Source organism: Streptomyces sp. NPDC007264 (genome assembly GCF_042869095.1).
Taxonomy (GTDB): domain Bacteria; phylum Actinomycetota; class Actinomycetes; order Streptomycetales; family Streptomycetaceae; genus Streptomyces.
Window position 1 is genome coordinate 165,712 of the sequence record NZ_JBIAFD010000017.1, and the last position, 9,816, is coordinate 175,527.

At 68.9% G+C, this 9,816-nt stretch carries 11 protein-coding genes; 6 read left to right on the forward strand and 5 right to left on the reverse strand.

Features of this window, described 5'->3' with window-relative positions; genetic code table 11:
• Positions 1-226 precede the first annotated feature (226 nt).
• The 3 genes from ACFYMU_RS26530 to ACFYMU_RS26540 are packed head-to-tail and all read left to right on the forward strand — an operon-like array spanning position 227 to position 1,234.
• Complete coding sequence (locus tag ACFYMU_RS26530) at positions 227-553, forward strand: PadR family transcriptional regulator (protein WP_388377967.1); 327 nt, start codon at positions 227-229, stop codon at positions 551-553.
• A complete protein-coding gene (locus tag ACFYMU_RS26535) occupies positions 550-906 on the forward strand; it encodes a DUF1048 domain-containing protein (RefSeq protein WP_388377969.1) in 357 nt (118 codons plus the stop codon). The genes ACFYMU_RS26530 and ACFYMU_RS26535 overlap by 4 nt, the downstream gene beginning before the upstream one ends.
• A gap of 1 nt (position 907) precedes the next feature.
• Positions 908-1,234, forward strand: coding sequence for a DUF1048 domain-containing protein (locus ACFYMU_RS26540; RefSeq protein ID WP_388377972.1), 327 nt, complete (start codon positions 908-910; stop codon positions 1,232-1,234).
• Between the two features lie 66 nt (positions 1,235-1,300).
• Here the strand turns inward: ACFYMU_RS26540 and ACFYMU_RS26545 are convergent, their stop codons facing one another.
• Entirely contained in the window at positions 1,301-4,432 is a 3,132-nt protein-coding gene (locus ACFYMU_RS26545; protein ID WP_388377974.1) for a Tn3 family transposase, read from the reverse strand.
• A 262-nt stretch (positions 4,433-4,694) separates the two neighbouring features.
• Between ACFYMU_RS26545 and ACFYMU_RS26550 the strand changes: the two genes are divergently transcribed.
• Positions 4,695-6,188 carry an alpha/beta hydrolase gene (locus ACFYMU_RS26550; protein WP_388377977.1) on the forward strand — a complete coding sequence of 498 codons (1,494 nt, stop codon included), beginning with the start codon at positions 4,695-4,697 and terminating at the stop codon, positions 6,186-6,188.
• A gap of 31 nt (positions 6,189-6,219) precedes the next feature.
• On the opposite strand, the gene ACFYMU_RS26555 is transcribed toward ACFYMU_RS26550, so the two are convergent.
• From ACFYMU_RS26555 to ACFYMU_RS26570, 4 genes are all read right to left on the reverse strand, one after another.
• Positions 6,220-6,420, reverse strand: coding sequence for a DUF397 domain-containing protein (locus ACFYMU_RS26555; protein WP_388377980.1), 201 nt, complete (start codon positions 6,418-6,420; stop codon positions 6,220-6,222).
• A complete protein-coding gene (locus tag ACFYMU_RS26560) occupies positions 6,402-6,914 on the reverse strand; it encodes a DUF5753 domain-containing protein (protein ID WP_388377982.1) in 513 nt (170 codons plus the stop codon). Before ACFYMU_RS26560 ends, ACFYMU_RS26555 begins: the two co-directional genes overlap by 19 nt.
• Before the next feature lie 67 nt (positions 6,915-6,981).
• The gene (locus ACFYMU_RS26565; RefSeq protein WP_388377985.1) at positions 6,982-7,626 is read right to left on the reverse strand and encodes a transposase; all 645 of its coding nucleotides are present in this window, start codon (positions 7,624-7,626) and stop codon (positions 6,982-6,984) included.
• A complete protein-coding gene (locus tag ACFYMU_RS26570; RefSeq protein WP_388377988.1) occupies positions 7,536-8,081 on the reverse strand; it encodes a winged helix-turn-helix domain-containing protein in 546 nt (181 codons plus the stop codon). Before ACFYMU_RS26570 ends, ACFYMU_RS26565 begins: the two co-directional genes overlap by 91 nt.
• A gap of 145 nt (positions 8,082-8,226) precedes the next feature.
• Between ACFYMU_RS26570 and ACFYMU_RS26575 the strand changes: the two genes are divergently transcribed.
• Positions 8,227-8,661, forward strand: a complete 435-nt coding sequence (locus ACFYMU_RS26575; protein WP_388377991.1) for a hypothetical protein — start codon at positions 8,227-8,229, stop codon at positions 8,659-8,661.
• Positions 8,662-9,213: 552 nt separating this feature from the next.
• Positions 9,214-9,432, forward strand: a complete 219-nt coding sequence (locus ACFYMU_RS26580) for a hypothetical protein (RefSeq protein WP_388377994.1) — start codon at positions 9,214-9,216, stop codon at positions 9,430-9,432.
• Positions 9,433-9,816 lie beyond the last annotated feature (384 nt).

The following is a 9,816-nucleotide window of genomic DNA, read 5'->3' on the forward strand; positions in this document are numbered from 1 at the left end:
CAGGTGCAAGCTGACTGGCAAGCAGCATGGGGAGATCGGGGATCGGGGTGTGAGCCCTCACTGACTGTGGAGCCGGGCCGATGAGTGGCGCCGCCATGGAGCACTGGGCCTCGCCGACGGCTCGGGTTTACGCCTACCGGAGATACTGCCGCCCTCCACTACTCGGTGGTACCGTATAGCGGTACTCGGTAGCACGTAGTACCGACAGGGCTGAGGAGCATCCGCGATGGAGGACCTGACGGAGATGTTGAAAGGCACGCTCGAAGGGTGCGTGCTCGAAATCATCGGCAGCGAGGAAACCTACGGGTACGCCATCACCCGCCAACTGAACGAGCTCGGCTTCGCCGAGGTCATCGAGGGGACGGTGTACACCATCTTGCTGCGGCTGGAGAGGAACGGGCTCGTTCAGGTGACGAAACGACCCTCCGGGGTTGGTCCGCCGCGCAAGTTCTACGCGCTCAACGACGCCGGACGCGAGGAACTCGCGAAGTTCTGGGCGAAATGGCAGTACCTCTCATCACGCATCGACAGGCTCAAGGAGGGCGGGAGATGAACTTCTGGGAGAAGGTCACAGGCAGCGATCTCACCAGGGAATGGAAGGCGTTCGAGGCCCGGGCCGAGGTCCTGCCGGACGGCTACCGGGCGGCGTGGGGGCAGATCATCGCCCACCTTTTCCCCTACGGGGACTTCACCGGTCGCAACCTGATGCCGATCCTCGACTCCGCCCTGGGGCTGCTCGAAGTAGCAGCAGCGGACGGCCAGAGCGTCCACGAGGTGCTCGGCGAGGACATCCAAGGCTTCTGCACCGCGTTGGCTGGCGGAGCAGGGGCTCGGACTTATCGCGACCGGTGGCGCGAGCAGTTGAACAGGAACGTCGCGAGGAAATTGAGCCGGCTGGGAGGCTGACGTGAGCATCCAGGACATCATCGAAGGCAAGAAACAGTGGCGGGCGCACGTGGCTCGGGTCAAGGCACTCCCGCCGGACTACCAGATCGTCTACAAGGAGATGCAGAAGTACCTGTTCAAGGTCGGACCGGTCAGCCTGCCTGACGGGCCCCTGCTCCCTGGGATCGTCGACTTCTTCGAGGAGGGCGTCGCCGCAGGCAAGGGGGTTGTGGAACTCATCGGTACCGACGTCGCCGCGTTCTGCGACGACCTGGTCAAGGACTCCCCTACCTACGCGGATGTCTACCAGGCGTCCATCAGCGCGGAACCCGACGCGGACGAGAAGTGACGCCCGCCGCCCGGGTGCGGGCGGAAATCGAGGGCACTGCGTAACCGTCGAGCAGCACTCTCGCGCTCACTCCTCGCCCTCTTCGTCCTCATCCAGCTCGGGCGCATCCGGGTCGCGCAGCGGACGCAAGGCACCGGCGGCAGGAACGCTGGCAGTGAAGCTGTAGCGGCCGAGCAGGTTCAGGTTGCGGTGCTTGAGCGGGGAGAGCCGGGCGCTGTCCTCGTCCCGGATCTCGTGGCCCTCGGCTTGGAGCTGGGCGACGGCGGCGTCGATGTAGCGGGTGGTCCAGAGCACGATGGCGTTGAGGACCAGGCCGAGCGCGCCGAGCTGGTTCTCCATGCCGTCGCGGTACGCCTGGTGGATGGTGCCGCGCTTGCCGTGGCACACGTCCCGGGCCAGCTTGTGGCGGGATTCCTGCACGGTGAGCTGCCGGTTCATCTGCCGCCGGTAGGTGTCGTCGACCGGATCGACCACGCGCAGCAGGTGCTCGGTCTTGGCGATGCGCCCGTACTCGGCGAAGGCCGCGCCCAGCGGGGTGGGGCGTCCCTCGCGGCCGAACATGCGCAGCAGGTCGTAGGCGCGGACCTGGTTGGTGACCAGGGAACCAGCGACCTTCAGCATGTCCGGCCAGTGCGTGATCACCTTGTTCAGATTGACCCGGTTGCGGGCCAGGTCCTCCACCGCGCCGTAGGTGCCCGTCTCGACGCCAGGCATCGTGGCCCGCCAGAACCGCTGGTCTTCCAGGTCGCGGAACCGCGGACTGAAGTTGTAGCCGAGGATCTTGAACAGGCCGAACACCATGTCGGAGTACGAGGCGTTGTCGGTCGCCACCATCTCTGGCTTCACTCCGCCGTCGAGGTTCAGCAGCGCGTCCAGGATGTGCAGGGAATCGCGAGGGGTCCCGGGGACGACCATCTGCCCAATGCCCGCGACTTGGTCGTTGACGGCGTTGAGCCAGGTGATGCCCCGCTTGAACCCGAAGTACTTCGGCGACGGCGCCGCGTTCACGGTGCGGACGGGGACGACGAACCGCAGCCCGTCCACTGAGGCGAGCAGGCCCTCGCCCCAGAACTTCACGATGGGCACGGCGGCCTGGGCCTCGATGAGCCGTGCGTTCGCCGCAGCGATGGTGTCGGCGCGCAGGTAGTACTGGTCGACGTGCACGAGCCGGGCCCGGGTCAGGGCCTCGTGGCCGGGGTTGACCACCGGGGCCAGGCCGATGTTGCACGCTTCCGAGACGAGCAGCGCGACCACCGAGGTGGGCAGGTCCTTCATCCGGGTGGTGCCGTCGCCGAGGTGGACGAAGGCGTCGAGGAAGCCGGTCCAGGCGTTCACCTCGAACAGCAGGTCCGGCAGGTCGATCTTCGGGAGCATCTTCTCGACCCGCTTGCGCAGCCAGGTCAGGGACTTCGGCTCGCCGAGCGCGCCGAGCTTGTCGACGTTCAGCTTCACCCGCCCGTCGTCTTGCACCTCGATAGATACCTTCGCCGCCGGCCCCGCCTCTTCCAGGCGTTCGGCGAGCTGCTTCCACCCGGCGTCCAGGCCGCGCACCAGCTCTGCCAGGTGCTCGGTCACGGGCATGTCCAGGCTCAGCCCGGCCAGCACGTCCTCCTCGACCGCGTCCCAGTCGGGCCCGTCCAGCAGCCGGGCGCGAGGGTTGGACCAGCGGTGCGAGGGCGAGGCGAACACGTCGCGGCTGTTCAGGGCCCTGTGCAGTTGCTCCAGCACGCACACCACGTACGCGTCCCGGTCCACCGCGCCCTGCGGCAGCTCGGGGTTGGCGTACACCGCCTTGCGCCACGCGGGCGGCACCAGCTTGTCATCCACCTCACGCGGCAGCAGCGGCTTCACCCCCACCTTCCGCCGCGCCAGCGCCGGAAGACCTCGCACCCCGGCCAGGACCCGCTTCCCGGCACTCGCCGCGTCCAGAGCCTTCGACTCGCCCAGCAACGCGAGGAACGGGCGCACCGTGGCGTACCGGGTCGCCAGCACGGCCCGCATCGCGACCTCTGCCGAGTCATCGTCCTCGGGCACCAGGGAGACCACCGTGGCCGCGGCGGTCATCACGGCGGCGCGCGGGGCGACTTCCTCCAGCGCCGCCCACAGCGCGGCCACGTCCAGGTCCGCGCCGTGCTCCTCGACCAGCTCCAGCTCCTCGAACAGCACCTTCGCCGCCCGCGCGAGCGTGCGCGACGCCTTCTCCAGCTGCGGCAGCGTCGACAGCCGTTCCTTCTCCGTCTTCCGCTTCGCCGTGCTCAGCAGCCGGGTGGCCATGAGGACCTGGAACAGGTCCAGGGCCTCGTCAATCGCCTTCGCCTCCAGATGCCGCATCACCGCGGTGAGCATCGCCGTGCGCTTGGGCTCCGCCGCCCGCTCCAGCAGCGGCGCCTTCGACCCCAGCGCGTACCGGGCCAGCGCCGCCATCCGGTTCGGCGGGATCTGTGACAGCTTCAGCCGACCGAGCCGGTACGCACTGATCTCGTCCACTCGCTCCAGGGCGCGGGCGAACGCCGTTCCCGTGGTCCGCGTCGGCGGCCGGCGCAGCCGCTCCAGCTCCGAGAACCGGGAGCCCTCCGGCGCCTTCAGCGTCGCCACCAGGTCACCGGGCAGCGCCGGGTCCGCCCGCCGCGCGACCCCCGCGACCGTGGCGTGCAGCCGCTTCTCCGCGACCGTGCGGGCTTCCGACACCTGCCGGGCCAGCACCGACACCCCAGGCAGCAGCACCCGGTGACGGCGCAGCCAGCCCACCGCCTGGTTGAACAGCGCCACCGGCCCCTCGGAGTGCGTCCACGCCCGCCCGTGCAGGAAGGTACGGAACCGACGCGACCATTCCGCGTCCTCGTACTCGTGGTATTCGTAGGCGTCCCGGATCTCCCACGCGTGCTCGTATGCCGTCGGCTTGCGCTCGGTGTACCGCTTCACGCACGAGACGTCTTCGATGTCGAGCTGCGCGGCCAGGTGCTCGACCACGACCCACGGCACGTCCAGCGGGTCGTCCGGGAGGAACCGGCCGATGTAGCGCACAGTGCACATCTGGAGAGCGAACCCGAGCCGACTGTGGTCTCCGCGCCGCTTCGCGATCAGCTTGCGGTCCTCGTCGTCCAGGAAGAAGAACCGCTCCAGCTCCGGCCGGGTCGGCTCCTCGTTGAACTTGCCGTACGACGCCGCCTGTTCGTCGGTCAGGAACTCCACTGGCATGAGCGTGAAGCTATCGGCGCCCGGAGCCGCTCAGGGATCTTCCGCCGAACATCGCCGCCGAGCCTGCCACCTGTGCTAGACGCCATGATCACCGGCTTAGCGTTAACCGCTGTACCGATGTTCCCCGAGGCCGTGGTCGTCCGGCTCCGCTCGCGATCAGAGCGACAGTGCTGACGGCCTCTCGGCAAACGGGTAAGCCCCCTTATCGACGCGGGGGTTCACCGGATGTGAACGGCTCGCCGGATCCGCGAGGCTCGTCCGCATGAAGCAGAGCAGAAGGTTACGAGCCGCCTGGCTCACCGTCTCCGCGGCGCTCCTCGGCCTCGCCACCCCGCTGAGCGCCTCCCCTCCCGCGACGGCGGCACCCTCGTCGCCCGCCCTCCACTGGACCCGGTGCGCGGGCGACGGGCTCGATGCGCGTCAGCAGTGCGCCTCGCTGAAGGTGCCGATGTCCTACGCCGACCCCGGCGGCCGCACGATCGACATCGCCGTTTCCCGGATTCCCGCCGAGAAACCGGCCACCCGGCGCGGGGCACTGCTGCTGATCCCGGGCGGGCCGGGCAACACAAGCCTCGCCGACCCCTCCAAGAAGGGGCAGAAGCTGCCGCAGGCCGTGCGGGACCAGTACGACCTGATCGGCTTCGCGCCGCGTGGGCTCGCTCCGTCCACCACCGTCAGCTGCGGCCTCCGGCACGCCGACCTCGCCCCGTCGACGTTTCGTCCCTGGCCGGCCCCGGACGGTTCGATCACCGGGAACCTGGCCACCGCCCGCCGGCTGTCGCAGGCCTGTACGCGCAACGGGGGCGAACTGATCCGGCACATCAGCACCCTTGACGAGGTCCACGACATCGACCGCGTCCGCGCCGCGCTCGGCGAGCACCGGCTCGCGGCCTGGGGCGTCTCGTACGGCACGTACGTGGGCGCTGTCTACAGCCAGCTGTTCCCGCAGCACACCGACCGCATCGTGCTGGACAGCAACGACGATCCGGATCCCGCCCTGGTCGAGCGCGGCTGGCTGCACGCGTACGAGCGCGGGGTGGAGGACACCTTCCCGGAGTTCGCCCGGTGGGCCGCGACCGCCGGCAATCCGGACCGGGTGGCGGCGACCGCCGACGAGGTACGGCCGCTGTTCCTACGCCTCGCCGCCCGCCTCGACCGGGCACCGCTCCCCTGGCCGGGCGCCAACCCCCCGGAGCTGAACGGCAACGTGCTGCGCCAGACCATGCTGGACAGCCTCTACGCACCCAGCCGCTTCCCCGCCCTGGCCGAGCTGATGCTGGCCGCCCTGCACGGCACGGTGCCCCCCGCGCCGACACAGCCGCTGGAGCAGGCGCTGCAGAACCTCGCCGCGGTCAGCATCGGCACGATCTGCAACGACGTGGCCTGGCCGACGTCGACGGCCGGCTACCGCAAGGCCGTCGCCGACAGCCGCCGTCTGCATCCGCTCACCGCGGGCATGCCCCGCAACGCGACGGTCTGCGCCGCCTGGCCGTACCCGCCGCGGCGGTCCCCGGTACGTATCACCGGCCGAGGCCCGTCCGACATCCTGCTCGTGCAGAACGCCCGCGATGTGGCCACTCCGCTCAGCGGTGCCCTGAGACTCCGCCGGGCCCTCGGCACACGCGCCGTCATGGTCACCGTCGACTCCACCGGGCACAACGCCTACCTCGCCAACGGCAACGCCTGCGGCGACCGCACCGTCTCCCGCTTCCTGTCCACCGGTCGACGACCCGTCGGGGACGTGTACTGCCCCTAGAGCGAGTGGGCGGAGGCCGGCGAGACAGCTGTCAGCGGGCGGTCCCCACCGTGCGGAGGAACTCCGTCCAGGCGGCCGGGCCTATGAGGAGGACGGCACCGCCGGGCACCTTGCTGTCGCGGACCGGGACGACGTCGGGGACGCCGTACGCGACTTCGACGCAGTCGCCGCCGTTGTCGTCGCTGTAGCTGCTCTTGCGCCAGCGAGCGGAACTCAGGTCGTACCCGCGCATCGTCTGTGGTCCTCCTCCGCCGACTCGATCAGGGCGAGGGACGCCTCCGGCGGCAGCGCGGCGGCCCTGAGCAGATCGTATGTCTCCTGCACACGCTTCACCAGGGCCGGATCGTCGAGCAGGTTCCCCGAATACACCGCCTCTGTATAGCCGGTTGGCGGGGCGTCCTCGAACTCGAAGAGCCTGACCATGCGGCCCATGAGCGGGTACGCGCCCACGTTGGTCGGCAGTACCTGTACCAGGAGCCTCCGCTGCCGTGCCAGCCCCGTGATGTGGTCCAACTGGGCGGCCATTCCGGCGTCACCGCCCACGGGGACGCGTACTACGTGCTCGTGCAGGATCACCCAGTACGCGGGCCGTGCGGTGTCGTCGAGGATGCGCGCCCGTTCCACACGGGCCGCCACCTTCTCCTGGATGTACTCCTCCGCGACGAACGGGTTGCTCGCCAGAGTCACCGCACGCGTGTACTCGGCCGTCTGCAACAACCCCGGCACCAACGTCGGCGCGAACTCGCAGATCTTCGTCGCCGTCCGCTCCAGCTCGACGACCTCGACGAAGTACTCAGGTTGAATCGGCGATGTCCGGTTCGTTGATCAGCCCGTCGAGATCGAGACCGGTGGTCGGCAGACAGCCGGTGATCAGGTGCGGCCGGTACTGGATCTTCTTCAGCTTCCGCTTGATCGCTCGGGTCAGGTGCGCGAGATCAGCAGCGGCGAAGTCGGCCAAGGCCTGCTTGAGCAGGCTCCAGATCCCTTCCTGCGGGTTGAGCTCCGGCGCGTACGGCGGCAGGTGAAAGATGACCAGCCAGTCCTTGTGCTCCGCTTGGAAGTCGAAGAGCTCCTGCTGCAGGTGCACGTTGAGGTTGTCCCACACCCACACCACCGGGGTGCCGAGTTGCAGGTGCACCATGCGGATGAAGTCCCGGTAGCTCCAGGCGAACGACTTCGGCTCGCCCCTGCGACCGCGGTGGACGTGCAGCTTGTAGAACATCCGCGGGCGGCACCCGGGCCGGAAGCACACCGCGCCGGCGATGTTCACCCGTCCGCCGCGACGGCCGGCCACCCGCACCACCGGCCGGGCCCCGCGCGGCGCCCACGTGCGCCCCTTCGGCGGGATCAGCGACTGCCCGCTCTCGTCCGCGAAGCAGATATGGGCGCCCAGGTCGTGCGCGGTACTTTTGCCCGCGGCCACACCTCGGCCTTCCACACCTCGATCGCCTCCTCGTCCCGCTCCAGCGCCCGCCGGACCGGCATCTGGCAGCTCCAGCCATGCCGCCGCAACAGCCGCCACACCCCCTGGACCGTGTAACCGACGTGGAACAGCCGCCCGATCAGCAACTTCACGCGCTTGAGGATCCAGCCCTGGTCCTCATCATCGAAGCCGTGAGCCAGCGGGCCCCGCTTCAACTCCCCCTCCAGCCTCTGCCACTGCGCCGGCGATAACCGTTCGACCGCCATCGGCCCCGCCGACGCCAGCGCCGCCACACCACCCCGCCGCCAGGCCGCCCGCCACCGGCGCACCGACCGGTCCGTCACCCGCAGCTCCGCCGCGATCTGGGTCGTGCCCGCCCCGGCCACGAACCACTTGGCCGCCTCCACCCGCACGGCCTCCCGCTTCTCCTGCTCCGCGGGCGTCAGCCCGCCCCCTTGCGCATACCGCATGAAGTCGTCGTACCGCAGGGATCACCACTCGTCACGACCGCCGGACATCGCCAATTCAACTTGAGTAATGCCGCAACCGCCCGTTCGGGTCGGTCTCGAGAGCGCCGCGCCTTACCTGATCATGTGGCTGGCCGGGGTTCGCAACGTGAGCCTCGACCGTCACTGCCTGGAAACGTTCGGCGTCTGCGACCGTCACCCGGTCAACGCGCGGACACCCCGCCAGAGCGTCACGCTGTCAGCGGAGAATCCGCCGCTGGCCTGGTACGTGTGCGCCCTTCCCCACCCGTGGGACTGGACGAAGAACGCGCACCTGGCCTTCGAGTACGACGAAGGCCACCACTGGGAAGGTCCCGCCCTCGTGCCGGACCTTCAGGTGACCCTCGACAACGCTCGCCCCATCACCGGATGGGGCGAGCACTCGATACCCGCCACCGCCCGCAGGCGCAGCCAGTTCCTGTACCGAACCTGCCGCAACTGGCAGTTCGCGTGGTGGTTGCGCCTGTACCGTGGCGCCCCAGTCGCTCCGCCCAGGCCGCCCGAGCCGCCCGCTGGGAACCCCGACCAGCTCACCTTGATGTGACTGAGGGGGCGGGGCGGCAGCATGTCGCCCCACCCCTCGCTCATGCCTGGCCCCCGCTTCCCGGCCGACAGGCGTGGATCAGCCGCTTCAGCGCCTCAACGAGCTCTGTGGCCTCATTCGTCAACCGTGTCGCAGTCAACAGCAGCAGGCCCGCAGCCTCACAGACCAAGACCAGCTCGATCACCAGGCGTTCCATTGCGCACATGTCCCTTTCAGGTGCAGGGACAGCTCAGGCGCTTACAGCCCCGGTCAGGCACCCAAGACGTAGTCCCTAAGTTCAACGACATCCGGGCGCGCACACCCTGGTGCTCGTGGAACGAGGGGGACAGAGAGACGGCGTACACCGCAGGCCAGTGACCAGGACTCGGCGATTTCCGGAACTGGCGGAAGCGCGGCACCAGCATTCCGCAGGCTTGCAACACAGTACTGATCCAGCCAGTCCTGCAGACCAGTCAGCGAGGTGAAGAGCGAGAGCGCCCGTGTCAGTAGTGCGCCACTGATCTCGACTCGGTCCCCAGCCGACTCCGTCCGTGGCGCTAAGGGCCGAGAAAGATGGATCTCGTCGCGGAGTTGCGCGAACGCCCTGGCATCGGCAGCAATGCACGCGACGTCCTGCCGAAGACGTTTCTTAAGGGCAAGTTCGCGTGCGACAAACCCCGCGGCAACCGTCTTGCCGCAGCCCGTCCCGAACTCCAGGAGTCCCTGGCCTTCTTCGAGCCACTCCCTGACTTCGACGGCCCGCCTGGTGGGCGGCTTCGAGGTGTTGAGTAGCGCGGTATTGGTCCAGGACGCCAACCGCTGCCACATTGCGTTGTGGTCCAAGGGGCGCGGAGGCGTGATGATCAGGCCCTTGAACTTGAAGGGGAGACTCACATACTGCGCAGGCCGCCCGCTCCAAGGCGGGGGGATAGACACACCCGGGTCCGGGCCCCGCCAGACGTGCGAAGGCCCTCGCAAGGCGGTCCACCACGAATCCATGAGCACAGCCTAGGACAGCCACCATCTGGCCAGTGCCGATTCGACGAAAATGCCCATGATGTTGGGCACCACCCGCCAGTTGCTCAGGTTGAATCCGCGATGTCCGGCTGGTTGATCAGGCCCTTGAGGTCCAGGCCGGTGGTCGGCAGGCAGCCCTCGATCAGGTGCGGGCGGTAC

Bases quoted from the DNA above. Each gene is read 5' to 3' on its own strand.
- ACFYMU_RS26530 (WP_388377967.1), top strand. From the start codon at position 227: ATGGAGGACCTGACGGAGATGTTGAAAGGCACGCTCGAAGGGTGCGTG.
- ACFYMU_RS26535 (WP_388377969.1), top strand. From the start codon at position 550: ATGAACTTCTGGGAGAAGGTCACAGGCAGCGATCTCACCAGGGAATGG.
- ACFYMU_RS26550 (WP_388377977.1), top strand. From the start codon at position 4,695: ATGAAGCAGAGCAGAAGGTTACGAGCCGCCTGGCTCACCGTCTCCGCG.
- ACFYMU_RS26555 (WP_388377980.1), bottom strand. From the start codon at position 6,420: ATGCGCGGGTACGACCTGAGTTCCGCTCGCTGGCGCAAGAGCAGCTAC.
- ACFYMU_RS26545 (WP_388377974.1), bottom strand. From the start codon at position 4,432: ATGCCAGTGGAGTTCCTGACCGACGAACAGGCGGCGTCGTACGGCAAG.
- ACFYMU_RS26580 (WP_388377994.1), top strand. From the start codon at position 9,214: ATGGATCTCGTCGCGGAGTTGCGCGAACGCCCTGGCATCGGCAGCAAT.
- ACFYMU_RS26570 (WP_388377988.1), bottom strand. From the start codon at position 8,081: ATGCGGTATGCGCAAGGGGGCGGGCTGACGCCCGCGGAGCAGGAGAAG.